Origin of the sequence: Eubacterium sp. An3, from assembly GCF_002159465.1 — a bacterium.
GTDB classification, from domain to species: Bacteria; Bacillota; Clostridia; order Lachnospirales; family Lachnospiraceae; genus Anaerobutyricum; species Anaerobutyricum stercoris.
On sequence record NZ_NFIR01000001.1, the window covers coordinates 285,169 to 310,203 of the forward strand.

Annotated in this window: 30 protein-coding genes; 21 read left to right on the plus strand and 9 right to left on the minus strand. The window is 47.6% G+C overall.

Annotation, left to right across the window (positions count from 1 at the left end):
- Nucleotides 1-27: 27 nt before the first annotated feature.
- The 3 genes from B5F87_RS01355 to B5F87_RS01365 all read left to right on the plus strand — a co-directional run bounded on the left by B5F87_RS01355 (nt 28) and on the right by B5F87_RS01365 (nt 1,125).
- Complete coding sequence (locus B5F87_RS01355) at nt 28-222, plus strand: hypothetical protein (RefSeq protein ID WP_087275574.1); 195 nt, start codon at nt 28-30, stop codon at nt 220-222.
- A 155-nt stretch (nt 223-377) separates the two neighbouring features.
- On the plus strand, nt 378-713 hold the full coding sequence (locus tag B5F87_RS01360; RefSeq protein WP_087275577.1) for a nucleotidyltransferase domain-containing protein: 336 nt from the start codon (nt 378-380) through the stop codon (nt 711-713).
- The gene (locus tag B5F87_RS01365; protein ID WP_087275580.1) at nt 706-1,125 is read left to right on the plus strand and encodes a HEPN domain-containing protein; all 420 of its coding nucleotides are present in this window, start codon (nt 706-708) and stop codon (nt 1,123-1,125) included. The genes B5F87_RS01360 and B5F87_RS01365 overlap by 8 nt, the downstream gene beginning before the upstream one ends.
- 190 nt (nt 1,126-1,315) lie before the next feature.
- On the opposite strand, the gene B5F87_RS01370 is transcribed toward B5F87_RS01365, so the two are convergent.
- Nucleotides 1,316-1,735, minus strand: a complete 420-nt coding sequence (locus B5F87_RS01370; RefSeq protein ID WP_087276149.1) for a PPC domain-containing DNA-binding protein — start codon at nt 1,733-1,735, stop codon at nt 1,316-1,318.
- A 236-nt stretch (nt 1,736-1,971) separates the two neighbouring features.
- Between B5F87_RS01370 and B5F87_RS01375 the strand changes: the two genes are divergently transcribed.
- Nucleotides 1,972-2,394: a pyridoxamine 5'-phosphate oxidase family protein gene (locus B5F87_RS01375; protein WP_087275583.1), complete on the plus strand. Its 423-nt coding sequence runs from the start codon at nt 1,972-1,974 to the stop codon at nt 2,392-2,394.
- Between the two features lie 109 nt (nt 2,395-2,503).
- On the opposite strand, the gene B5F87_RS01380 is transcribed toward B5F87_RS01375, so the two are convergent.
- Nucleotides 2,504-3,403, minus strand: coding sequence for a PHP domain-containing protein (locus B5F87_RS01380; protein ID WP_087275586.1), 900 nt, complete (start codon nt 3,401-3,403; stop codon nt 2,504-2,506).
- Nucleotides 3,404-3,692: 289 nt separating this feature from the next.
- On the opposite strand from B5F87_RS01380, the gene B5F87_RS01385 reads away from it, so the two are divergent.
- The 3 genes from B5F87_RS01385 (at nt 3,693) to B5F87_RS21615 (ending at nt 6,329) form a co-directional block, all read left to right on the plus strand.
- Entirely contained in the window at nt 3,693-4,658 is a 966-nt protein-coding gene (locus B5F87_RS01385; protein ID WP_087275589.1) for an AraC family transcriptional regulator, read from the plus strand.
- A gap of 223 nt (nt 4,659-4,881) precedes the next feature.
- Nucleotides 4,882-6,144: an AAA family ATPase gene (locus tag B5F87_RS01390; protein ID WP_343215701.1), complete on the plus strand. Its 1,263-nt coding sequence runs from the start codon at nt 4,882-4,884 to the stop codon at nt 6,142-6,144.
- 11 nt (nt 6,145-6,155) lie between these two features.
- Nucleotides 6,156-6,329, plus strand: a complete 174-nt coding sequence (locus B5F87_RS21615; protein ID WP_343215702.1) for a hypothetical protein — start codon at nt 6,156-6,158, stop codon at nt 6,327-6,329.
- Between the two features lie 269 nt (nt 6,330-6,598).
- Here the strand turns inward: B5F87_RS21615 and B5F87_RS01395 are convergent, their stop codons facing one another.
- From B5F87_RS01395 to B5F87_RS20615, 3 genes are read right to left on the minus strand one after another with little or no spacing between them, the layout of a single operon-like run.
- The gene (locus B5F87_RS01395) at nt 6,599-7,768 is read right to left on the minus strand and encodes a hypothetical protein (RefSeq protein WP_087275592.1); all 1,170 of its coding nucleotides are present in this window, start codon (nt 7,766-7,768) and stop codon (nt 6,599-6,601) included.
- A gap of 21 nt (nt 7,769-7,789) precedes the next feature.
- Complete coding sequence (locus B5F87_RS01400; protein WP_087275595.1) at nt 7,790-8,884, minus strand: iron-containing alcohol dehydrogenase family protein; 1,095 nt, start codon at nt 8,882-8,884, stop codon at nt 7,790-7,792.
- Nucleotides 8,885-8,899: 15 nt separating this feature from the next.
- Complete coding sequence (locus B5F87_RS20615) at nt 8,900-9,103, minus strand: hypothetical protein (protein WP_143405172.1); 204 nt, start codon at nt 9,101-9,103, stop codon at nt 8,900-8,902.
- A gap of 534 nt (nt 9,104-9,637) precedes the next feature.
- On the opposite strand from B5F87_RS20615, the gene B5F87_RS01405 reads away from it, so the two are divergent.
- The 6 genes from B5F87_RS01405 (at nt 9,638) to B5F87_RS01430 (ending at nt 13,642) form a co-directional block, all read left to right on the plus strand.
- Nucleotides 9,638-9,883, plus strand: a complete 246-nt coding sequence (locus tag B5F87_RS01405) for a hypothetical protein (RefSeq protein ID WP_087275599.1) — start codon at nt 9,638-9,640, stop codon at nt 9,881-9,883.
- 28 nt (nt 9,884-9,911) lie between these two features.
- Nucleotides 9,912-10,280, plus strand: coding sequence for a hypothetical protein (locus B5F87_RS01410; protein WP_087276151.1), 369 nt, complete (start codon nt 9,912-9,914; stop codon nt 10,278-10,280).
- 15 nt (nt 10,281-10,295) lie between these two features.
- Entirely contained in the window at nt 10,296-10,913 is a 618-nt protein-coding gene (locus tag B5F87_RS01415) for a response regulator transcription factor (RefSeq protein WP_087275602.1), read from the plus strand.
- The gene (locus B5F87_RS01420; protein ID WP_343215703.1) at nt 10,910-12,070 is read left to right on the plus strand and encodes a HAMP domain-containing sensor histidine kinase; all 1,161 of its coding nucleotides are present in this window, start codon (nt 10,910-10,912) and stop codon (nt 12,068-12,070) included. The genes B5F87_RS01415 and B5F87_RS01420 overlap by 4 nt, the downstream gene beginning before the upstream one ends.
- 93 nt (nt 12,071-12,163) lie before the next feature.
- Complete coding sequence (locus B5F87_RS01425) at nt 12,164-12,739, plus strand: hypothetical protein (RefSeq protein ID WP_087275605.1); 576 nt, start codon at nt 12,164-12,166, stop codon at nt 12,737-12,739.
- Between the two features lie 87 nt (nt 12,740-12,826).
- The gene (locus B5F87_RS01430) at nt 12,827-13,642 is read left to right on the plus strand and encodes a sulfite exporter TauE/SafE family protein (protein ID WP_087275608.1); all 816 of its coding nucleotides are present in this window, start codon (nt 12,827-12,829) and stop codon (nt 13,640-13,642) included.
- A gap of 78 nt (nt 13,643-13,720) precedes the next feature.
- On the opposite strand, the gene B5F87_RS01435 is transcribed toward B5F87_RS01430, so the two are convergent.
- Nucleotides 13,721-14,266: a flavodoxin domain-containing protein gene (locus tag B5F87_RS01435; RefSeq protein ID WP_087276158.1), complete on the minus strand. Its 546-nt coding sequence runs from the start codon at nt 14,264-14,266 to the stop codon at nt 13,721-13,723.
- Between the two features lie 303 nt (nt 14,267-14,569).
- Here B5F87_RS01435 and B5F87_RS01440 point away from each other — a divergent pair, with 303 nt between their 5' ends.
- A complete protein-coding gene (locus B5F87_RS01440; RefSeq protein ID WP_158096912.1) occupies nt 14,570-15,481 on the plus strand; it encodes an ARMT1-like domain-containing protein in 912 nt (303 codons plus the stop codon).
- An 11-nt stretch (nt 15,482-15,492) separates the two neighbouring features.
- Entirely contained in the window at nt 15,493-16,977 is a 1,485-nt protein-coding gene (gene xylB / locus B5F87_RS01445) for a xylulokinase (RefSeq protein WP_087275614.1), read from the plus strand.
- 36 nt (nt 16,978-17,013) lie between these two features.
- Here xylB and B5F87_RS01450 read toward each other — a convergent pair whose 3' ends face one another.
- Nucleotides 17,014-17,406: a hypothetical protein gene (locus tag B5F87_RS01450; RefSeq protein WP_087275617.1), complete on the minus strand. Its 393-nt coding sequence runs from the start codon at nt 17,404-17,406 to the stop codon at nt 17,014-17,016.
- 189 nt (nt 17,407-17,595) lie between these two features.
- Between B5F87_RS01450 and B5F87_RS01455 the strand changes: the two genes are divergently transcribed.
- The 6 genes from B5F87_RS01455 to B5F87_RS01475 all read left to right on the plus strand — a co-directional run bounded on the left by B5F87_RS01455 (nt 17,596) and on the right by B5F87_RS01475 (nt 22,086).
- The gene (locus B5F87_RS01455) at nt 17,596-18,108 is read left to right on the plus strand and encodes an O-acetyl-ADP-ribose deacetylase (RefSeq protein ID WP_204246037.1); all 513 of its coding nucleotides are present in this window, start codon (nt 17,596-17,598) and stop codon (nt 18,106-18,108) included.
- Nucleotides 18,109-18,478: 370 nt separating this feature from the next.
- Nucleotides 18,479-18,628, plus strand: a complete 150-nt coding sequence (locus B5F87_RS21620; protein ID WP_343215704.1) for a hypothetical protein — start codon at nt 18,479-18,481, stop codon at nt 18,626-18,628.
- Nucleotides 18,621-18,764 carry a hypothetical protein gene (locus tag B5F87_RS20870; RefSeq protein ID WP_158096913.1) on the plus strand — a complete coding sequence of 48 codons (144 nt, stop codon included), beginning with the start codon at nt 18,621-18,623 and terminating at the stop codon, nt 18,762-18,764. The genes B5F87_RS21620 and B5F87_RS20870 overlap by 8 nt, the downstream gene beginning before the upstream one ends.
- A gap of 360 nt (nt 18,765-19,124) precedes the next feature.
- Complete coding sequence (locus tag B5F87_RS20620; protein ID WP_143405174.1) at nt 19,125-19,433, plus strand: hypothetical protein; 309 nt, start codon at nt 19,125-19,127, stop codon at nt 19,431-19,433.
- 195 nt (nt 19,434-19,628) lie between these two features.
- Complete coding sequence (locus tag B5F87_RS01470; protein ID WP_087275623.1) at nt 19,629-21,551, plus strand: fibronectin type III domain-containing protein; 1,923 nt, start codon at nt 19,629-19,631, stop codon at nt 21,549-21,551.
- 160 nt (nt 21,552-21,711) lie between these two features.
- Nucleotides 21,712-22,086, plus strand: a complete 375-nt coding sequence (locus tag B5F87_RS01475) for a MerR family transcriptional regulator (RefSeq protein ID WP_087275626.1) — start codon at nt 21,712-21,714, stop codon at nt 22,084-22,086.
- Between the two features lie 70 nt (nt 22,087-22,156).
- Here the strand turns inward: B5F87_RS01475 and B5F87_RS01480 are convergent, their stop codons facing one another.
- Entirely contained in the window at nt 22,157-23,776 is a 1,620-nt protein-coding gene (locus B5F87_RS01480; protein WP_087275629.1) for an alpha-glucosidase, read from the minus strand.
- A gap of 157 nt (nt 23,777-23,933) precedes the next feature.
- Nucleotides 23,934-24,953 (minus strand): LacI family DNA-binding transcriptional regulator, encoded by a 1,020-nt coding sequence (locus tag B5F87_RS01485; RefSeq protein ID WP_087275632.1) that lies wholly within the window; start codon nt 24,951-24,953, stop codon nt 23,934-23,936.
- Nucleotides 24,954-25,035 lie beyond the last annotated feature (82 nt).

Here is a 25,035-nt window from a genome sequence, read left to right on the forward strand (position 1 = left end):
ACAGGGAATACACAGGGAAGAATTATTATGAATTTAGGAGAAAATTTATTTCAGGCCAGGAAAAAGAAGGGATTGTCTCAGGAAGCGGTGGCTGGTTATGAGGAACAGCTGGAGAAGCTGCTCGCCAATGTGGAAAGGGAATACGGATATAACTCGCTGGATGCATTTTTGGTGCTGAAGGATATTCTGGGACAGTTGTGGAATAAGCAGGCCAACAAGTGAAATATTGTATTTAGATTCATTTTTGGAATGTTAGATTTAGAAATTGTGGAGTAGCGCATTATACGAATCAGTGTACAAATTTTGTGGTTTACGGTATAATAAAAGAAAAATACTGCGATAATATTTTGTTTATAGAAGGAAAGAGGTGAGATTGTATGCCAGTTTATATTTTAAATATAATACAGGATTTTGCAAAAAATGTAAGAGAACTATTGGGTGATTCTCTTGATAGTGTTATTGTGTATGGATCATATGCAAGAGGCGATTATTCTGAATTTTCAGATGTTGATGTCATGATCCTGGTTTCTTTGACGGAAAATCAGATAAAGGAGATATTTGATCAAATCAGTGATCTTGCCTTTGACTATCTTATGAAGCATGAGATTGATATTTCACCTGTGATAATTAATACGGATCATTTTAACTATTGGGCAGACAATCTGCCTTATTATCGTAATGTCAGAGACGAGGGGGTAAGGCTGAGTGCATGATATAGGTAAAGATGCAGAATTGTCAAAATACAGATTTTCTCTTGCGGAAGAAACTTACAGAAGCGCAAAAATGTGTTTTGATAATGGTTTTTACAGAGACTGTATAAACCGGTCATATTATGCAGTATTTTATTGTGTGCGTGCTGTTCTGGCATTGGAAAGTGTAGATTTTAAACGGCATAAAGATGTTGTAGCATATTTTAATAAAGAGTTTGTAGCCGCCGGAGAGTTTCCACGGGAAGTGGGAAAACGACTGGCAAGATTGAAAACGAAAAGAGAAGAAAGCGATTATAATGATTTTTTTATCGCATCTGCAGATGAAGCAGAGGCACAGTTACAATCGGTCGAATACATTTTACCTTTAATAAAAAAGTATTTGGAAGAACATAATATAGAATTTGATAATAATTAGGAACAATCAGATGATTGAAGAAATGGATATTCTGGGATAGTTGTGGAATAAGCAGGCGCAATAAACGAATGACTGAAGTCGGGTGCGGGACAGGTAGGTGTAAAACTGAAAACAAAGGGGACGTAAGTGAAAAAAGTATGCCGCTTGCGTCCCCTTTTTTAGCTAATATGAAAATTCCGTTAATACATAGTTAAAACCGAAACAGATTCAATCCAATCTCCTCATCAAAATACCGGTCCACTTTGCCGTCGATGATCTGAATGACCATCTCGCAGGTGGCGCTGACTGTCGCTTCGTTCAGATGACCGCCGAAGACATGGCCTTTGTCGTCGCCGGCACTCATGTGCAGATGACAGTAAAATTCATCGTTCATGGTGTTGATGGTTCCCGTGAGGGATACAATCTCAAAGCTGCCGTCAAATGTGTTGGAGTAATATTTTTTCTCGTCAGTCTTGAAGACGCCGGCGATGAAATGATTGACGGCGCCGAGAGCCTGCACACTGGCAAGCTTGATATTCTCCTGAAGGGCGATGGCCTTTACCTGTTCCAGAATCTCTTCGCCTTTGTCGATGCGCGCGATGATCGTATTGTCAAATCTTCTGTATTCCATGGTTCCTCCTTTGGCAGCGGCGCAGATGGAGCGGGCTGCTCTGAAATGGTCATATTTTATGTTTTTTACAATGTAATCATCATAGGACTGGAAGGTGTATTTGTCAAATTGTTTTTGCAGATATGAATCTTTGCAGCTGATAATCTCTGACTCTGTGGCAGATATTGTGAAAAATAACCGTTGCATTTACAGAGGGTATATATTATTGTAAGAAAAAGCATTTCGGAGGTGTGTTTATGGAAAAATTAAATGAGAAAACAGAACGAATATTGACAGAACGGTTTGGCAAAGATACTCTGATTGCGCTGGCAACTTCGGAAAATAATGTGCCTTATGTGCGTAATGTCAACGCATTTTATAGTGATGGGGCGTTTTATGTGATTACGCATGCGCAGTCCAATAAGATGCGTCATATTGAGAAAAATCCTTTGGTGGCGGTTTCCGGAGAGTGGTTTACAGCTCATGGGAAGGCGTATAGTCTGGGATATTACGGAAAAGAAGAAAATGTGTCTATTGCCGCTAAATTAAAACAGGCGTTTTCCGAGTGGATTGAAAACGGACACATGGACTTTGATGATGAGAATACCTGTATCTTGTGTATTCGTTTGACAGAAGGGATTCTCTTTTCTGAGGGAGTGCGGTATGAGATTGCATTCTGACAGATGAAAGATATTTATGACAGAAAAAGAAAGAAGCGGGATTACATATACCGCCCCTTATTGTTTTATAAGATAGTCTCAAAAGTTTTTCAGCCGCGCCACTGTTTTCTTACAGTGCCTTTTCCAGCAGTCGAGCCATTTGTTTCTCCATCTGTTCTCCCGGCAGAGTGCAGCCGTGCTGCCGAAGTTCGATGGAAGGCTTTGTTTTTCCGTGAAAATCGCTGCCGCAGGTAACGAATAGTCCGTGCTGCCGGGCGGCAGACAGTGTCTCGTTGATCTGTGTCTGGGAATGGTAGCTGCTGTATGCTTCGATGCCATCAATGCCAAGTCCAATGATTCCTTCGAGGAGCTGTTTTTTTCCTTTCAGGTTGATGTGAGGATGTGCCAGCACCGCCAGACCGTCATTTTCGTGGATGATTTCGATGATCTGTTCCATGTCAGGATAATACATTTCCGCATAGCAGGGTTTTCCCTGTGAATAATAATCCCAGTAAAAGTTCACATATGGATTATCGCTGCGGGCGCCGCCTTCCCGGTACGGAAGTAAAAGAGGATGATTCTTGTACTGCGGTTGAGATAAAAGGAATTCCGCAAACATTTCTCCGGTCCAGGTTTCCGGCCAGTAACTGCCGGCAGCCATTTGCTCCATGTCGGCTTCCGTCACATCGAATCCCAGCTCCCGGGTTTTTTCCAGCATATGCAGGGAGACGGACTGACCCTGCCGGCGGATGCTGTTTTCGATTTCGGCAAAAATGCGGTTTTGCCAGCGGATGCCGTACCCAAGCATGTGAAAGTTTGTGTTTTCATAGGTGCAGTCAATTTCTATGCCGGGAAGAAAGGCGATGCCCGACGCGCGGGCGGCTTCCAGCGCTTCGTCTGTGGCCCGGACTGTGTTATGATCCGCGATGGACATGATAGAAATGTCCTGCTCTGTACATTTCTTCACCAGTTCTGAAGGGGAGAATTCCCCATCGTTGCTGTAATAACTGTGCATATGTAAATCAATCATGATAGCCTCCTGTGGATAACCTGAAAAATGCAGAGAAAAATGTGGCGTAATGTGGCGTTGCCACTGTTTGTCTCTGAGAATATAATTAAGATTTATGATAAGAATATCGCCATATAAGTATTGAAACAAGGCGATTCTGGACATATACTATAACAAAAGCGACCATTACTGTGTTTGAGTGTTTTTTGACGGCCATTAGGGAATATCTGTCAGCAAAAACATTGTGATTGGCCGGAATATGATGAAAAGTGTCATCGCGATTGAGTGGAATATGATAAGGAGTATAAAAATGGGACTGAATACATGTTCGATAAATATTAATCCCAGCCGGAAAGAGCTGAAACCCCACGGGAGCATTGAATTTCCCTGTGCGGGATACTGGGACCGGTATAGTGAACAGACAAGGCGGGAGTTTCCGTGGCACTGGCATGAGGAAATGGAAATCATATACATAAAAAGCGGAGCGCTCACGCTGCTGCTCCCGGCGAAAACGTATCATTTGAATGCGGGAGACTGTTTTATCATAAACTCAAATATTCTCCATTACATTTCAGCGGCGCCGGAATGTGAACTGCAGTCGCTGGTCTACCATCCGAAGCTGGTGGCGGGCGAGAAAGAATCAGCTTTCTCGGTAAAATACATTTTGCCCCTCATCAATCATCCGTCGTTTGACGGATATTATCTGGATGGCGAGACCGGACAGGAACAAATCGGGTGCTTTGCCAGGGCGTTTGAAGCGCTGGCCGGTGATGTTCCGGGCTTTGAATTTACGGTTCGGGAAAATGTATCGAAGATCTGCCTGTTTCTCTGCGGGCAGTTCCCGGAAACCGACGGAAACGGGAAAACAGGAAGCGGAACAGGAAACCGAGCAGGAACCAGGACGGGGCTGAATCAGGATAATCTCCGGATGCAGGAGATGCTGGAATTTATCCATCATCATTATCAGGAGAATATCAGTCTGTCGGACGTTGCCGGAGCGGCGGCCCTTGGAGAGCGGGAATGCCTGCGCTGTTTCAGACGTAATCTTCGGATGTCGCCCATGCAGTACGCGCTCAAATACAGAGTGATGCAGGGAGCGGAGCTTCTGCTCAGAGAACCGTCCAGGAGCATTTCGGAGACGGCGGTGTCCTGCGGTTTTGACAGCCCCAGTCATTTCTCCAAAATGTTTAAACGGTTTTACAGCTGCACACCGCGGGAGTACCGGAAAGAGAAGCTGGCGTACCGGGAGTTTCCGGGAAATACAATGGAAGGATAGAGAATGTATATTTCAACGGAGAATAACTTCCAATAAGATAGAAATATACGCAAGGTATATAGATGAGCCTTGTACAGTATAAGAATAATTTGATATAATGATTATTAAGATAAATACTGTCAGGAATGAGTGACGTCAGGACTCGATGCAGATAGTATAAAAGGAAGTAGTGTTCGGGAATTGTAAAAACAGGTGCTGCATGGACAGGGAAGGAGAGTTGCAGATGGGTCGGTATTTGAATTTGGGAAATGCGGGATTTGCATCCATCCGTAAAGGATTATATGTTGACAAATCAATGTTGATTGATTTTGTAAACAGTACCCTTGGAACAAAAGAAAAGCTGACCTGTGTCAGCAGACCAAGACGTTTTGGCAAGTCATTTGCCACGCAGATGCTGTGTGCCTATTATGATAAAGCTTGTGATTCGTCTGAATTATTCAGGGATTTAAAGATAGCAGATACAGAAAGTTTCGAAAAGTACAGAAATCGCTATAATGTTATTTATCTTGATATTACATGGTTTATATCTACTGCAGAGCATGTGGAAGATACCGTGAAGTATATGCAGCGGGAAGTCATCAAAGAGCTGCAAAATGCCTTTCCTGACAGCACAGTGGAGCAGAAGTCTTTGCCTGTTGCATTAAGTGATATCAGTGACAGGACAGGAGATAAATTTATTGTTATTATCGATGAATGGGATGCTTTGTTCAGAGAGGCAAAAGAAAATGTGGTTCTGCAGAAAGAATATCTTCAGCTGCTGCGTGGAATGTTTAAAAGCAGCGTGACAGATAAGATGATCGAAGCAGCTTATATGACCGGAATCCTTCCTATCAAAAAGTATGGTACGCAGTCGGCGCTGACAGATTTTCAGGAGTACACAATGATACAGCCGGCAAAGCTGGCGGAATATGTTGGATTTACAGAAGAAGAAGTAAAAAGGCTGTGTGAAGACTATCAACTGGATTTTGACGAAGCAAAAAGATGGTATGACGGATATTCTTTCAGCAGGATACCATCGGTATACAGTCCGAATTCTATCATTCAGGCAATAAAAAACGGAGAATTTGGCGATTATTGGACAGAAACAGAGACGTATGAATCTTTAAAATATTATATAGATATGAACCTGGATGGTTTAAAAGAGGCTATTATTTCCATGCTGGGAGGGCTTCAATGCAAAATTAATACAAGAACCTTCCAGAATGATATGTCAAATATAAAAAACAAGGATGATGTTTTGACATTGTTAATCCATCTGGGATATCTGGCCTATGATTCGAAAAGCAAAGAAGTTTTTATTCCTAATCAGGAGATTTCTGATGAATTTAAAAATGCGGTGGAGTACAGCGGATGGGAAGGAATCTCGGCGGCGCTGCAGGCATCGGAGGAATTATTGGAGGCTACCATTCGGATGGATGCCGAAACCGTAGCTGCTGAACTGGACAAGGCTATGCCGATATGGTATTTATCCCACGGAAACATGTAAGTAAGCCGGCTTTGATAGTTGAACTGAAATGGAACCATTCTGTACAGGGAGCCATTAAACAGATAAAAGAAAAGCAATATGCCGGTGCGTTGGAAGATTACATGGATAATCTGCTTTTGGTTGGAATTGCCTATGATAAGGAAAGTAAAAAACATGAATGTATGATTGAAAAATATGTACAATAAAATGAACTGAAAACATCACAATAAAACAGAAAAATATTACCATAAGTCGACAACAAAAACGGACTGCCGCAAAGCATATTCTCAGGAATCAAAATATCGTATGTCACAGTACACACGATATTTTGAGAGGGCATATGCTGTTGCAGCAGTCCTTGTTGTTTTAAGACGTTTCTATAATACAAAAGCTCTCCGAGAAGGATGCGCCTCATGCGAAATAGAATTCTGTCGTTAAAGCGACCGCGTTCGGCGCGAGAGTTTTTTCTGGTTCGCTATTTCGTGTCCATTCGCGTCACGATCATATGGATCACATACGGAATCAGGATCACAGGAATGGCGAGATAGGCGATGATGCTGTACGCCCGCTGAATCAGCGTCAGCAGCCCGAACTGGGCGATGCCGAAGTCCACGATGCAGCAGATGAGGGCGGCGAGGATTTCTTTGCGGGAAATGCGCAGGCCGGTTTTGTCTGCATTGTTTTTGTCAGCGGCAGCTTTACCCTGCGGCTGCGGCGCTGCTGTTTTCTCTCCGGATCCGCAGATTCGTTTTACCATGGCGGCGACCATGTTGACTGCCGTTGATACGGCGCCAAGGATGATCAGGATGGAAATGAGCGGCGTCATGAAGGAAGCGCCCACGCCGTTTTGTACCATGAAAAGGGTCGGCACGTCCTGGGTGGCTGCTTCCGGGTTGGTGTATACAGTCATCAGACCGAGAACTACCATGACCATCATCAGGGCGTTGACCACGAAGCCGACGCCCATGCTCTTTACGGCGTCGCCCGGATTCTCAAAGGATTTGGCGTGCTGGACGAAGACCGCGATGTTGGAGAGCTGGAAGGTTCCGTAGATAAACGCGGAGTAAAGGGCGCTGGACAGCGGCAGCTTCTGGGCGGTCATAGCGTCCATGGCGTCGGCAATCTGCGGCAGGCCGGCGATGATATTTGGAATGTACACAATCAGCAGGCCGGCAATGATGCAGATGGACAGCACGGATGCCACCTTGCGCACCAGGTCGGTGCCGAAAATGGCAACCACAAAGATAAAGACGCCGATGATAAGGGTACAAAGCAGGTACGGCAGTCCCGTCAGAGCGCTCAGTGTCGCGCCGCCGGTGGCGAAGGCCACGGCGGGAGCCACGCACATGACGCAAATGTACAGAACCTCAAAGAGGTTGGAAAAAACGGGAGCGAATCTGCCGTAAAAGGCGTTGTTGTAGGAACGGTAATCGTAAACTTCATGTTTTCTGGCAAAACGCAGGCTGTAGGCGAAGAAGATCGCATTGTACAGCATGGCAAAGACCGGCATCAGCAGACAGTAGATACCGTAGCGCACATAATAACTGTAAATCTGTGCGCCGGAGGCGAAGCCGCCCCCGAAATGTGTGGTAAACCACACGAAGGATACGCCAAGGATAATGGCGGCTGATTTTTTATTTTTCATTGTTTTCTTCCCTTTTCTTTTTTATTTCATTGCTCTTTCTTTCAGACGCTCCATGGCATCGCTGAGCATTTCCACAGTAACTTTATACGGATAATGTGCCACATCGGACATATCCGGAATCCGGTTCATACATTCCGTCCACTGTTCTTCGGTAATCTCAATTTCTTCCAGAGAAACTGGCAGACCCACCGCCCGGTTCAGCTCATAAACCTTCTCAAATTCATCGTACTGTCCGTCCACAAGGAGAGCCAGCAGTACGCCGAAGCCCACCACTTCTCCGTGGAGGTGCCGTTCCTCGATGACCGGATAGGAAGTCATGGCATAGAAAATGGCGTGGGCAAGACCGCTGTTGTAATCCGGCGTGAAGTCCTTTGTCAGGAAAATGGAAGCAATTCCTGTGGTCACCACGATGGCGAGGATGACCTGCTCCACATCGTAGGTACAAAGCCCTTTCTGATGGTCGGCGAAAGCCTTCGGGCCGTAATCCATGAGCGGATCCCGGCACATGCGGCTCACAGCCACGCCCAGGGAGGTAAAGTGCTCCAGGCGCTCATTCCGGGAAGAAATGGTCGCCTCATAATATTTGGCGTAAGTGTCTCCGATGCCCGCCCACATGTACTGGCTCGGAGCTTTGGCGATGATTTCCGTGTCGATAAACGAATGCATCACCGGACGCACGAAGAAATGAGGCTTTAAAAATGTGCCGTCATCGTTGTACATGATGGAGACCGACGTGCAGGCGGAGCAGTTGGAGGCGATAGTCGGGAAAGCAAACACCGGTTTATCATCGGTGATGCAAAGACATTTCACCGTGTCAAGGGCTTTGCCGCCGCCCACGCCGAAGACCATATCGGCCTCCTGATACACCGGCAGAGCGCGGAACTTTTCCACCGTGGCGTAGGTACAGTCCTTGCCGAACAGCTCTTTGCCGATAATCTCAAGATTTGTTTGTTCCACATAGGAGGCGATCTTATTATAGGCGGCAGCCAGCGCTTTCTCGCCGCCAATCACAAGAACCTTCTTTCCATAGGACTCGCAGACCGGTCCGATTTTGTCATAAATGGTACTGCCGATGGAATAATTCGGCAGATGCACTTCATAATTTTCCAGCTTCATATATATTCTCCTTTCCTAATGAGGAACAATCAGAGTTCCGCAGGCGGAACTCTGGCGCCGAGCGCGGTCGCTTTTGCGACAAATTTCTGCTTCGCGCGAGTGCGCATCCTGCCCGGCGGGCTTTTTTGTTTCAAAGAATTTCCAACGGAATATTTTTTGAAATAAAAAAAGCCCTTGTCCCTCGCAAAATATTGCAGGGACAAGAGCGATACATTTCATAATTACTCCTGCGGTGCCACCCGGCTTGATGCACTTACCGTGCACCCACTCATGCATACTGACATATGCTTGTTTTGATAACGGAGTGAAATCTCCGGCCCGCCTACTCATTTGCTAATGTGTCAGTCATGCGCCATGATACAGTCCGCTCAATCTGCGGCGCCATCCGGCGGCATAATGATTATCAGCACATTTTCAGCTCGCCCTCAGAAGTCCATTCTCTCCGGTTTTGACATGCCGCAATTCCACCGCCTGCGGCTCTCTGAAAAGCATCCGCCAGAGGTACTTACTCTTCTTCACAGGTTTAATAAGACTTTAGCACGAAAAAGAGGAAATGTCAATTTAAGACCACAAATTAATACTTCAGAAATGCCGCAAATTAATACTTCAGAAACATTTGGCAAACAAACCGGAAACAGAAGGAGCGTAATCTTACAGTCAGAAACGGAAAACAAAAACAGCAGAGAGTCGAAACAGAGATTACTGATAAGGAAATGTCCGAAAAGGTGGCTTGGAAGGGAAGGAGAGTAAAACTTGGCAAAATCAAAATTAGTAAAGGCAAATGAAAAGATCGCAGAGCATGTGGTGGCCGGCTACAAAAAAATCGAAAACGGAGTGGTCGGCGGCTTCGGAAAGATCTCAGACGCATTTGTGGATGAGTTCCTCACGAAGGATGGAGAGTCCGTGGAGGAAGCGAAGGAACGTCTGGCGCGGGAGCAACAGGCGAGAAGGAAGGCTCCGGAAGAAGTTGAGGCAGAAGAAACATTTGCAGAGAAATAAAATCAACAAAAAAGAAAGGAATGGAAAAATGAAAAAAAGTAATTTTGTAGCAATGATTCTTGGAACAATCGGAGGCATTTTATTTGCGCTCGGCATGTGCATGACGCTGATTCCGGAGTGGAACGCGTCACGGCCGGGCGTCGTCATGGGTGTGATTGGAGCTGTTGTGCTTCTCGTCATGGTGCTGGTATGGAGAAAGATGGAAAATAAAGCGCCGATTAAAGTATCGGGCAAGACCATCGGGGCTGTTCTCATTGGAATTATCGGCGCGCTGGGACTTGGCGTCGGCATGTGCATGACCATGGTTTGGAGCAACATGGTGCCGGGAATCGTCATCGGACTGGCGGGCATTGTGGTTCTCCTCTGCCTGATTCCATTTGTGAAAGGATTAAAATAAGCCGTATGACAGGAAATGTCCGGAAAGACGGACGGCCATTGGAAGAAAACAACGGCAGAAGCCCGGGACGCCTATGATGAAATGTATAACCAGATTTATGATCTGATTATTTCAGATATTATGATGCCGGAGATCGATGGATTTGAATTTGCGCAGACCGTGCGGAAGGTCAATAAAAGAATTCCGATTCTTTTCATGTCCGCCAAGGATGATCTGCCGTCCAAGCAGAAGGGATTCCGGCTGGGAATCGACGACTACATGGTAAAACCGGTGGAGCTGGACGAGCTGGTGCTCCGGGTCCGCGCGCTTTTGCGGCGGGCTAACATTGAAATGGAAAGAAAGATCGCCATCGGCAATCTGGAACTGGACGCCGACGCTATGAGTGCGGAGGTGGACGGCGAGGAGATCAGTTTGACCATCCGGGAATTCAACATCATTTACAAGCTGCTCTCCTATCCGAAGAAAACATTTTCCAGGGCGCAGCTCATGGACGAATTCTGGGACGTGGACAGCGACACCAGTCTCCGGGCGGTGGATGTCTATATGACAAAACTGCGCAATAAATTATCCGATTGCGACGGATTTAAAATCGTCACAGTCCGGGGCGTGGGCTATAAGGCGGTGCTGCAATGATGGCGGAGAAGAATGCCGGGCGGAACGAAGGGCAGGAAAGGGCGCTGATGAGGAAACGCCCGGCGGAGTCAGCGGTCAACGGCAGCAAAAACGAGAGAGTCATAAAAGACAGCCTCTTTCCGGTCTCCCTTTTCGGAATCTTTCTTGGGGTCTTGTTTCTCATGTCCGGAATCCATGTGGGACTGATTGTGATGATGAATGAGCGGGGATGGAACGAACTGGTTCAGACCATTGTTCCTATGATATATTGGGCGGTCATCGCTGTGGGATTGACGCTTTTTACAAGAAAGAAAATGAAAAACACCTACGAGGAGCCGCTTCACCGCCTGGCGGAAGCCACAAAGCAGGTGGCGGAGGGAGATTTCTCCGTGTATGTGCCGACAACTCATACGGCCAATAATCTGGATTATCTGGATGTGATGATTCTGGATTTCAACAAGATGGTGGAGGAGCTTGGCAGCGTGGAAACGCTGAAAACGGATTTTGTGTCCAACGTTTCCCACGAAATGAAAACACCCATCGCCATCATCAAGAACTTTGCCGAACTTCTGCAGACCGGAAAAGGAACAGAAGAAGAAAAAATGGAATTTGCCAGAGGGATTGAGGAAGCGGCTAACCGTCTTTCCAATCTGATCAGCAATATATTAAAGCTCAATAAACTGGAAAATCAGACCATCGATGCGGAGATGGAGCAGTACGACCTGTGCGGACAGCTGGAAGAATGCATCCTGAACTTTGAGAGCCTTTGGGATGAAAAGAAGCTGGAACTGGAGGCGGACATGGAGGGGCGAGCCTTTGTGCGGGCAGACAGAAGTCTTCTGGAGCTGGTGTGGAACAATCTCATATCCAACGCCATTAAATTTACAGAGCCGGGCGGTCAGGTGACCATCCGCCAGACAAAGACAGGAGAATATGTGGAAGTGTCGGTGGAGGACACCGGCTGCGGCATGAGCCGGGAAAGTCTCCGGCACATTTTTGATAAATTCTATCAGGGCGATACTTCCCACTCCGGGGAAGGAAACGGTCTGGGACTGGCGCTGGTGAAACGGATTCTGGTACTCATGGGCGGAGAGATCACCGTGGACAGCGAAGAAGGAAAAGGAAGTACATTTATGGTGCGTCTGCCTGCGGCGGACAAAACGGGCCGGGGCAGGTAGTGTCTCTGCAGAAGGTTTCAGAGGAATGGCCCTGGGTAACAGATCGGAACAGGGAAGTTACTGAAAGGTTGTCAAAAAACAGGAGGTGTGAATGTGGAAAGAGAAACGAGAAAATATAAAGAATTTATGTCCTATGAGTATAAAGAAGTGACCGTCGATATCGGGCAGGCTTCCTTCCTCATGGACGGCTACGCCAACTTCGGCTGGGAGGCGGACGAAAATGTGATGCCGACCAACTTGGACACGAGCCTCCGGAAACGGGGCGCATCTCAGCTTGGAAAAATTACGATCCGGCTCAAAAGAGACCGCCGGATTATCAATAAAACGGAACTTACCAGACTCCAGAGAAACTTCGAGGCTTATGTGACCGAAATCGAGCATCTGGAAAAGGAGAAAACATCGTTCCCGACCATTCGGGCAATCACCATGGGGATTGTGGGAACCGCCTTCATGGCAGGCTCCACATTTGCAGTGACGGCGGAGCCGCCGCAGATTCTCCTGTGTATTATTCTGGCGATTCCCGGATTCCTGGGATGGATTTTCCCGTATTTCTTCTATAAAAGAGATGTGAGAAAACAGACCGCCAGGATCAGTCCGCTCATCGAAGAAAAATACGATGAAATTTACAAGATCTGTGAGAAGGGGAATAAATTGCTTAACGGGAAATGATATCTTGTACACAGAATAAGAAATGGTATAATACAGAAAGAAAAATGAGGTTGTACGATATAAGTATAAAAAGAAGGACGGATACCAATGATAAAAATGTGTATAGTATGCATTGCGGCGGGGCTGGCGTCGGGAGTCGGGGTCGGCTTCGTGGGAATGTCCGCAGCGACTGTGCTATCGCCCATGCTCATTGCATTTCTTGGCTGCCCTTGGTACGAGGCTGTGGGCATCGGACTGATGGCAGACGTGCCGGCCGCCGCCATTGCGGCGAGAACCTACAAAAAACACGGCTATGTGGATTTGAAAAACGGCAGATTCATGCTGGCGGCTGTTCTGGTCATGGTCATCATCGGCAGCTATCTCTCCCAGTATATGCCGGACACCGAGATGGGGTTGTTTTCTGTGGTCATGACCCTCTTCATGGGGGCGAAATTCGTACTGCAGCCGGGCGGCAGCGACAGCCGGCGCAGCTTCCTGCGGGAAGGGCAGAGGGGTAAGATACTTTCTCTGCTTGCGGGCGCTTACATCGGACTGTACTGCGGATTTGTCGGCCTTGGCGGCGGCCTCATGATGCTTTTTGTCCTCAATGTGATTCTTGGCTATGAGCTGAAAATGGCGGTGGGAACCAGCGTCTTTGTGATGACCTTCACTGCATTTATCGGTGCCGTATCCCATTTTGCCTTCGGAGACGTGACAGGATACATTATCCCGATGATTATTTGCACCGTCGTCACATTTATCTGTTCGGCCGTATCCTCCTCCATTGCCAACAGAATTTCTGCGGAGCGGGCGCACAGGATTACGGGCGTGGTACTGCTGGTTCTGGGAGCCATCATGATCGTTGCCGAATGGGAAAATGTGGTGAGTACGTTTTATATAGTTATGAAAATGCTCGGAGCATAAGACTGATGATAAGGCAACTATATTTGTCAGGACTCAAGATGCAGATAGTTATCTTTGCCAGGCAGCACTGTGCGGCTCTCACAGCGACAGCGCGCACTGCACGATTGGCTGGATACTTTCCTTGCTGGTGAAATCAACGCAGGAGCCGTAAGTATCCAGCAGCTGCCGGTCTTCCTCCCGAAGAGAATCCCTGTCCTTTCTGGCGAGAGACTTGCGCAGCATAGCCATCATGGACTTATGTACAAAGCTCAGTTTGTCATAGTCGATGCCGCCGCGAAGATGAAACAGATGAAGGTGTTCAAACATTTCCGGGGAAAGAACTTTGGACAAAGATTTTCTGATATGAGCGGTATTGTCCGGATCTTCCGGATCAGCCAGACCGCAGGTAAAAAGAATCACCTCCCGGTCGCGGAGCAGCTCCCAGTTTTTGGTGAGCAGCTTGATACCGCTGACTCCTCCGGCGTAAAGGCCGCCGCCGTAAATGACCACATCGTAGTTGGTGAAATCTTCCGGCTTGAAAATATCTTTCTCATAAAAGGAGCAGGACAGCGCTTCCGCGATCCATTCTGCATATCTTCTTGTTGAGCCGTATCTGGATTCGTAAATTACAACAATTCTTTTCATGAAATTCTCCATTCCGCCGTTTATAAGAACGGCATTTTGTAAAATTATAGTCAAAATATTGTCGCGTCAGACCCATTTCCTCCTATATAATATATTGTTATGATAGGAAAATCAAGGCAGGCAGTGTTATGATGTTTTACTGAAAATATCAGTATATTTGTTGCATTCATATAAGAAGAATAGTATAGTTAATTTATAAAAAATGTATAAAAGCTGATGATTTTCTGTGTCAGAATTTGTCATTATGATAAGTTTCTGTGTATAGTCAGCCTACCAAAAACATATGTTGCGAGGAGAAAAAATATGACAAAAGAAACGAAAAAAATACAGGAGATTCACCGTCTCCGCCCGGAGTGCATTACCTGCGCCTGCGACAAATATCTGAGAAAGTATCCGGAGGATGTCCCGGAAGAAGCTAAGATTGATTATATGCAGAGAGTTATGGCTCTGATTGCTGAAGCGCCAAAAACCGATGCGATACCGGTCATTGTCAGGGATATTGATAAAGTGCGCAGGGAAATGTTCGGGGAGGCCGATAATTATACCAGAATCAAAATACATTTCAATCAGATCATGATGGAGAAGGAGGAGGAATTCAGGCGGCAGATTGCCGAAGCGGCGGATCCGCTGAAAATGGCGCTGCAGTTGTCCATGATTGGCAATTATATTGATTTTGGAGCTATGAAGAATGTGGACGAAAAAAAGCTGAATCAACTTCTGGGGACAGCAAAGGAGCAAAAGGTGGATGAAGATACATATTCTCGTCTGCAGCAGGATTTGAGTAAAGCGGAACGTTTTGTATTTTTCACGGACAACTGCGGGGAAGTGGTTCTTGATAAGCTTCTTATTGAGGAAATAAAAAAACGGTATCCACAGATTTCTGTGTCTATCGTAGTCCGAGGAGCGGAAACATTAAATGATGTTACCCGCATGGACGCCGCGCAGGTGGGGCTGGGAGAAATCGCCTATGTGGTAGATAACGGCAATGATGTGGCAGGTACCTGGCTGCCGGAATTATCGGAAGAAGCATTGGCGCGGATGGAGTCCGCAGATGTGATGATGGCAAAGGGACAGGCGAATTTTGAGACGCTGCGCTGCTGCGGCAAAAACATTTATTATCTGTTTTTATGTAAATGTCACATTTTCTCGGATATGTTTGGTGTCGAGCCATTTTCGGGGATGCTGGTTCATGAGCGTGATACAAGGAACAGCTGAGGAGGAGAGTTATGAGAACAATATTAGGAATCGATCTGGGCACATCCAGCGTAAAAGCAATGTTGCTGGATGTGGACGGGGGAGTGGTCGGAGTAAAGGCAAAAGACTACGGTGTGGATATTCCCTATCCTGGCTGGGCGGAACAGAGTCCGGAAATGTGGTGGGACTCCCTTGTGGAAGTTCTTGGCTGTCTGCGGGAAATGTACCGCGATGCCTTTGAGGCCGTCTGCGCCGTGGGATATTCCGGTCAGATGCATGGTCTTGTGCTGACAGGGGATGACGGATATCCGGTGCGTCCCGCCATCATCTGGCTTGACCAGCGGGCGGGCAGGCAGCTGGAGCAGATCAGCGCTGTCCTGCCGGAAGAAGAGATGGGACGGACATTCTGCAACCGCGTCAGCAGCGGATTTGCCTTTCCGTCACTGCTGTGGGTGAAAGAAAATGAACCGGATGCCTTTGCCCGTGCGGCTCATGTGCTGAGTCCGAAGGATTATCTGCGCTATAAAATGACGGGAGAGATCGGCGCGGAAGTGGTAGACGCCTCTTCTACGACCATGTTTGACACGGCAAAACGGGACTGGGCCTGGGATGTTCTGGAACGTTTCGGCCTGCCTGCCCGGCTGTTCCCGGAGGTAAAAGAGTCGGCGGACATTGCCGGAACCATCAGTCCGTCCTGCGCCGCGAAAACAGGTCTTCCGGCAGGGATTCCTGTCATATACGGCAGCGGTGATCAGCCGGCCCAGAGCATTGGAAACGGCGTTATCAAAAGTGGTCAGATTATCTGCAACATCGGAACCGGCGGCCAGATTTCCGCATTTTCGGAGAAGCCGTCTTTTGATAAAAAACTGCGCACTAACACTTTCTGTCATGCGGTCCGCGGCGGTTACACCATCTTTGGCGCCACCCTGTGCAGCGGTATGTCCTTAAACTGGGCCAAGAACAAAGTGCTGCATGTGGACAGCTATGAGGAAGTCAACGCACTGGTATCGGCAGTCCGCCCGGGAGCGGAAGGGCTCATTTATCTGCCGTACCTGTCCGGAGAGCGGACGCCCCACATGAATCCGAACGCCAAAGGCGTGTTCTTCGGCATGACCCTCGGGCAGGAACGGGGACATTTCCTCCGGGCGGTCATGGAAGGCGTGGCTTACAGCCTGAAAGACTGCCTCGGTATCATACAGGAACTGGGCATCGACGCCCCGGAAATCATCGCCTCCGGCGGAGCCGCAGCCTCCCCACAGTGGCTTCAGATCCAGGCGGACATCTTAGGCAAACCCGTCCGGGCAAGCCGGGTAAAAGAACAGGCCTGCCTCGGAAGCTGCCTGCTGGCAGCCGTAGGCGCTGGCATCCTTCCTTCCCTGGAAGAAGCCTGCGGAAGATTTGTCTCCATGGACGAGCGGATATATCTCCCGGATCAGCGAAACGCGGACGTCTACCAAGAAGGCTACAAGAAATACCGGAAGCTGTATGAGCGGCTGTGGGATGTGATGGAGGAGTGAACATAACACGTCGGAGTCGTGTGTTCAATAAATAATTTACTCACTGAGCGCGCACACAGCCATCCCCGGTATCATATAGAGAAGCGGAAAACGCACTGCTACAAAAATACGCACTGGTTCCAGGACGAATACGCAGACTTCCAGAATGACCAGCAGAATGAGAACGACGGCTAGCCAGCGGGAGCGCTTCTCGCGGGACAGCAGCGCCAAACGTTCCTTTACCCGGGAGAAATACCGGATAATCATGTTGGCAAAGGCTATTCCGCAGATAAAGTAGAGAACCGGGAATGCCACATACATTCTGAGGTTCAGGTATACAGGATGCCTGCTCCAGTCAAGAATCGGGAAGAAGGCCGCAGCCACAAAGAGAAGCCCGATGATCATAATGATACAGCTTATCGTTAATAATTTGTCTCGGTTGATACTCATGATAATCCCTCCATTTCATGGTAAGTATCGTTCTGGAAATAAAACATAACAGAAAATATATTTTCAACAATAATAATATCATAAAAATATAGAAAAGAAAATCTTTATTTTTGTTTTTTAAAAAAATATGAAAAAACGTATGGGGGTGTTGTTGTTATGAAAGAAAATTCTATGAAAGTAATGCTGGAAATGAGCCAGGGCAGTAAGCTGTCCATCTGCCAGGGCGACATCACGAAGCTGGATGTGGATTGTATCGTTAATGCGGCCAACCGCTCCCTTCTGGGAGGAGGAGGCGTGGACGGCGCCATCCACCGGGCGGCGGGGCCGGGACTGCTGCAGGAGTGCCGGACGCTTCACGGCTGCGAGACAGGACAGGCGAAGATCACGAAAGGGTATAATCTGAAGGCGGCCTACGTCATTCATACGGTGGGGCCGATCTATTCCGGCAAACCGAAGGACGCGGAGCTTCTGGCGGATTGTTACTGGAATTCTCTGGAGCTGGCGAAGGAGCACGGCGTCAGAAGCATTGCGTTCCCGGCTATCTCTACGGGAGTGTACGGGTATCCGCTTAAGGAAGCGGTTCCCATAGCGGCGGAGACCGTGTGGCAATGGATGAAAGAGCATGAGGGTTATGCCATAGAAGTGATTTTGTGCGGATTTGACCGGCAGACCTGCGAATTGTATGAGGAGTTTCTGTCCTGACTGATGTGTGAGTGAAGAATATCCCATGATCAGGAAAAAGATTTCTGATTGTGGGATTTTTTCTGTCATTTATTCTGTCATTCCTGCTCTGTTTCTGTTCTTTGGAAATCCGAATAATGTTGCTAAAATGGCACAGTATAACCAAAAGCTGAAAATGTACAGATGTACAGGAGCATACATTAAAGAGTACAGGAGGACAGAGATGAAAGAAATAAAAGAACGAAATGCCGGGACAGGGCGGAAAAATACGCCGGGACAGAAGGAGAATCCTACGCTCAATGAACTTATGGCCATAAATCCTGATTTGGTGGGATGACTTACGGTCGATGAAACTCACATCGACTATCCGATGGTGCAGGGCGGGGACGACATGGAGTACATCAACAAAAATGTGTACGGCGAATTTGCGTTTTCCGGTTCCATTTTCTTATCCTGCGTCAACAACCGGGTCATTGTATTTGGAAGATTAGATGACACAAGCAAGACAGAAGAAGGAGGTGTCTTAACAGAAAATGAATAGAAGAAGACGCAGATGGGAGACCCGATTCCGCCGTTACGGAAGCTGGCAGGGTATCCTCCAGGCCGGAAAACGGAAAATGTCCTACCGCAGCGCGCTGGAATTTCTGCACTATATAATGGGATACATCAAAGAATAATATGAGATCGTCATTATTGAAGTGCCCCTTTTGTTAGACAAAATAGAGGTCTGATGAAAGGGGTTTTTTCATTTAAATACAATTGCAATTGTGATAATATAATATATGAGGTGAAGGTGTTGAATCATAAACATTCGAAGGAGAATGAACCAGAACGAAAAAAATCCCAAAACACCACACCGATAAAGATTGAAGATAACGAAAAACCAAAGCGAACAATCAAAGACAGCGTTTTCCGCAATCTGTTTTCATAAAGAATATGGAAGAACAAAAGAAGCGGCGGAAAAACTGGTGGAATACTGCATTGCGCATAATATTTTAACAGAGTATCTGAACAGGAAGAAGGAAGAGGTGACGAGTATGATTGGAGTAATTTTTGATGATACCATTCACAGACAGAGGATGCAGGAAGAGGCAGAGGCCCGCGGGGAAGCTAGAGGAGAAGCTCGAGGGGAAGCCAGAGGAGAGGCCCGAGGAGAAGCACGCGGGATTGCCATAGGAACAATCAAAGGAGAAAAGCAGGGGCAGATAAAAAAGGCCAGAGAGACAGCACTGCGTTTGTGCCGGATGGAATATGATGCGGAAGCTATCGCTGAGATTGTGGATATGCCGGAGGAGCAGGTGAAGGAGTGGCTGGCAGAGAGTTACGAGGATAGTATTGACAAATGATATTTTTTCAGCGCAGCAGTTTTGTGATTGCTGCGCTACTTTTCTGTTTAAAATGTGAAGAGCATACCTAATCTGTATTTCTGATAATTCTCCAGGAAATCCTTGTTTTTGAGCACAAAAGAAGATATAATTATTTTATAAAAAGTTGGAGATAAATATAAAAGAAAACTGTGAAGTAGATAAGGAGAGAACAATATGAAAAAAAGAGGGATTTTTCTGTTGCTGGCTGTATTTCTGGTCTGCATTACATTTACGGCGACTGGTCATGCGGCGGGAACTTTTACGGAGTCAGGATCAACGAAGATTGCTGATTATGGGTATGCGGTTAAATGTCATACCGTACCGAACGGCGATGGAAGTACGACGGTGATGTATTCGGTGTGGAACGGTACGCAGCTTTCTTTGTATGTGGACCGTTTTTCTGCCTCGGGAAGCAGGCTCAGCCACAGAAGTGTTCCGCTTCCGGGAAAGAGCTGGGGCGGCACGGTGTACCATGGGCCGGACGGATGCTATTATGTGGCTACCGGCAATGGCTCAGACATTGCATTTTATATTTCAAAATACAGCGCCGACTGGAGGCAGATGGGAGTGGCGAGCATTAGTAAGAAAGACGTTTACACTTCCCTGGCTTTTGAGGCCGGAAACAGTGATATGACACTGGTTGGCAATACCCTGATCGTCCACACGTCCAGGCAGATGATGAGCGGACATCAGGCCAACGCCACATTTTATATTGACAAAAATACAATGCGCCCTATTACGGTGGAGACCGGATTTAACTATGTCAGTCACAGCCTGACGCAGTTTGTCAGAAGCGATGGTAATCAGGTGATGATGGTCGATCTGGGAGACGGCAGTCCGAGGGATGTTCTTTTTCAGACGTATACGCTGCGGACGGATGCCGTGTACAATAAGGATGCCCAGAATTACCGACGCTTTTCGCTAATTGATATTAAGGGTGGCAACGGCAATTCGCACACGGGTGTAACTGTGGATGGATTTGAGCTGGGAAGCAGTAACCATGTGGTTGTGGGAACATCCATTCCGCACGATACTTTTGCTTCCGACAGTGCATTTTCGGCTTACCAGGGAGGTAATAATATTTATGTGAGCCTCATTGATAAGAATCTGCAGGGATCAACGTTCAAATGGCTCACTTCCTACAGCAATACACAGGTCAGAAATCTGGAATGTATCAGAATAAATGGCGACCGGTTCCTTCTTCTTTATGGTACGGAAGATGTGTCCGGGAATCAGAAGACCTGCTATATGATGATAGATTCGAGAGGAAATGTACAGCGCACCGGCAGCATAGCGAGAACGTTTTTCTGCAGCTCCGAGCCGTCTCTCAATGGAAATGTACTGACCTGGTGCCATTACGTGGAATCAAAGCTGGGACATTTCCTTATTATGAATCGCTGGAATATCGCGACGGGAGAGTTTTCGGTTTGTAATCTGGATACGGGGATAAAGTCCAACATCAGGAAATTGGACAGCAAAAAGAAACATACTATTACCTCCAGGAAAGTAACTTCGCTGCTGATGACTGTGTATTCGGATGTTCTGAAAGATGGCCCTGCCATTACCCCTGCTGTGTGGACGTCTTCGAATCCGAAGGTGCTGGAGATTCTTGATGAGGAGAAGATGCTCAATGATTCTGTTCTAAGATATGGCGAACCAGCGCAGATTGTCTCCACAAGAGTGAAGGCGAGAAAGTCCGGGAAGGTAACGGTTACCTGTCAGATTGGCGATAAAACAAGAAAAATCAAGGTAAAGGTCAAGGTAAAAGCTTCAAAGAAAAATAAGGCAGCCAAAAAACCGGCTAAAACCGCCATTACCAGGCTAAGTCCAAAAGGCAAAAAGGCAATGAAGGTCACCTGGAAGAAGAAAAAAGGTGTGACAGGATATCAGATCTGCTATGCGGCGAACAAAAACTTCAGGAAGTCCAAAAAGATCACCATCAAAAAGTCAGCAACTACTGCCAGGGTAATCAAGGGTCTGAAAAGAAAGAAAACCTATTACGTGAAGATCCGAACTTATAAAAAGGGGAAGAAAAACGGAAAGCAGACAAAGGTATATTCAAAATGGTCTGCGAAAAAGAAGATCAGACTGAAGTAAGCTAAGACTGAAATAAGGGAGCAGGGATTTGTGCTCCACAAGATAATATACCCAATCCGCATTTCTGACAATCGAAAACAGGCATTAGACGGTGCTCGTGAACCGTGCTATATTGAAGTCATCTGTAAAAAGTATTCAAATATAAAACGGAGGCGAGAGAATGACGATTGACGAGGTCAGTGAAAGATATCAGATACCAGCAGAGATTTTGCGAGAGTATGAGGGATGGGGATTGTGCGGCGCTGATTCTGTTTCGTGGCAGTGCGGAAAGCAGGATCTGGAGCGTCTGAGCCTGATCATGACTCTCCATGATATTGGATTCTGTAAGGATGAGGTGGAGGAGTATATGCGCCTTGTTTTGGAAGGAGAGTCTACCAGAGAAAAGAGACTGCGGATACTTGATGATAGAAGGGGTGCGGCTCTCGATGACATTCACCGGAGGGAGCAGAAGCTTGAGCAGCTCGATTACCTGCGGTTCCGGATGCAGAAAGAGCAGAAGGAGCAGTCGGAGCGGCGGCCCGGTGACCCCAAATAAAAACAGCCTGCCGGTTTATGGAAGAAGCAGGACGCTCTCCATGAACCGGCAGGCATTTGTTTTATATTTTTTATTTTAAGTACATTCTCGCCTCATACGGACGCAGTACATTGGCGTCTGTCACATCTGCATAGTTTGAGATGAGCAGCTTGCTGCCTTCCGGAATCAGGGAAGCGGCGTCGATGCTGCGCTCGTTGCCGTAGAAGTTGCAGATGACGGTCAGAGTCTGGCTGTCATTAGTTCTGCGGTAAGCGAAGATCTCCTTGTCGTCCGGCAGGAGCATCTCGAATACGCCGTCCACGATGACAGGAGTCTCTTTGCGGAGCCGGATGAGCTTCTTATAATAGGAGAAGACGGAGTCTTCATCGTGAATCTGAGAAGCGGCGTTGATCGTCGGGTAATTCGGATTAACCGGCAGCCACGGTGTTCCGGTGGTGAAACCGGCCTGTGCGGCGTCGTCCCAATGCATCGGGGTACGGGCGTTGTCGCGGCTCTTGGCGTAGAGGGATTCCATGACTTCCTCCTCCGGATGGCCGGCGGCAATCCGCTCTTTATAGGCGTTCAGAGTCTCCAGATCGTTATACTCGTCGAGGGACAGGCGGGTGTTGGTCATACCAAGCTCTTCGCCCTGGTAAATGTACGGAGTGCCCTCCATACCGTGCAGCAGGGTGGCGAGCATTTTGGCGGAGATTACGCGGTATTCTTCACTGTCGTTGCCCCAGCGGGAGACGATTCGCGGCAGGTCGTGGTTGTCCCAGAAAAGGCTGTTCCAGCCTACACCGTGAAGGCTCGTCTGCCATTTGTTCATGACATCCTTGAACTGAAGGAATGGCAGCGGCATCAGATCCCATTTGTCTCCGTCCGGCTGCTGGTCGAGGGAGATATGTTCAAACTGGAATACCATGGACAACTCGCTTCCGTCCGGATTGCTGTAGAGGAGGGCGTTCTCCGGTGTTGCGCTCCAAGCCTCTCCGACGCTGACCAGACCGGCTTTGCCGAAGGTATTCTGGCTTAATTCGCGGATAAATTTATGAAGATCAGGACCGTTCACCATAATCTTCTCATCCGGAAGTTTGCCGACATGGTCGATAACGTCAAGGCGGAAGCCTTCTATGCCGCGGTCAATCCACCAGTTGATCATTTTATAAAGTTCCTGGCGGACTTTCGGATTCTGCCAGTTGAGATCCGGCTGTTTTTTGGAGAACTGATGCATATAGAACTGATTAAGCTCCGGAACCCACTGCCAGATGGAGCCGCCGAAACCGGAAGTCAGGTCGTTCGGAGGGCATCCTTCCTCGCCGTCCCGCCATACATAGTAATCATGATAAGGATTATCTTTGCCTTTCAGAGCTTCCTGGAACCAGTAATGTTCATCGGAGGTGTGATTCAGTACCAGATCCATGATGATACGGATGCGATGCTTTTTGGCTTCAGAGATCAGGCGGTCCATATCTTCCAGACTTCCGAAGATCGGGTCAATATCCTGGTAGTCGGAGATGTCGTAGCCGTTATCATCCTGTGGAGAACGATAAACCGGGGAGAGCCAGATGGCGTCAATGCCCAGATCTTCCAGGTAATCCAGGCGGCTGATGATTCCCGGGATATCGCCGATACCGTCTCCGTTGGTATCCTGAAAACTCTTCGGATAAATCTGATAGATGACTGCTTTTTTCCACCATTTGTTGTCCATATGTATAATCCTTTCTGCTGTTCATATTTTTTTATTTCAACATTTTTATACTACCGTCGGGAGGATATGTAAAGCCCCTTTTCCTATCCTTTTTTTGTATTTCTTTCCTGAAAAAAAGAACAAAAAATTATCATAAAAAAAGCTGCGTTGCGCAGCTTTATTCCCTCGGTTTCCCGCAGCTCTCCCGGATGCAGAGTGTACATGGCAGGGTGATGCGCACCGGAAGCGCCTCCTGCTGTGTGAAGCTGTCGGTCATCTGGGTCACGTAATGGGCGGCGTACTGCCCCATCTGGAAAGCGGGCGCATGGATGGTGGTCAGCGGAGGATTTAAGAATCCCGCAGCGCTGATGTCGTCGAAGCCGACGATGGAAATGTCGTCGGGCACCCGGTAGTCGTATTTGTAAAAGGCGCGCATGGCGCCGATGGCGATGGGGTCGCTGGCGGCAAATACCGCTGTGGGCAGTGGTTCGGCGCCCTGTTTATGGGTCTGGATCAGTTCCAGCGCCATGTGGTAGCCGGACTCCACGGAGAATTCTTCTTCTTTCATATAAGGTTCCCAGCAGAGATCGTGCTGGGTGCAGTAGCGGATAAAAGCGTCCTTGCGTTCCTCAAAATAGATGGTGGAATCGGTGAGCTGCTCTTTGCCGCCCAAGTAGGCGATGCGACGGTGGCCGAGGCCGGTCAGATAGTCCATGGCGTCGTAGACCGCCTGTCCGAAATCCAGGGTGATGGTGTTGCAGTTGATCTGAGGAGTGCGCATGTCAAGGAAGAGAACATGGGAGGAGAGACTCTGCAGCTCTTTTTTCTGGCGGTCGCCGTATTTGCCGATGCATATGAGGGCCGGGACGTCCCGCAGCGTGTCCATATAGTTGTGATCGCTTTCAAATGCACGGATTACTTCGATTTTTTTCTCTGCGCAGTATTGCTCAATGCCGCTTCGGATATCCTGATAATAGGGATCCTCCGTCTCGTCCAGCAGCGAAATCCACTGGAAGATACCGATGGTCATGGATGGAGTGCTGGTTTTCTTCTTATTATAATGTAATTCCTGCGCGATGCGCAGAACATTTCTTCTTGTGGTGTCGGTGACGCTTAATGTTTCATCCTCATTGAGAATCCGTGATACGGTCGCCGTAGATACGCCTGCCCGTTCCGCGATATCCTTTAATGTTGCCATGGGCTCCTCCTATTACTTTATTTTGACTGTATGGTACGCTTATATTAAATGGTCGGATTTTTACTATAAAACATTATAACAA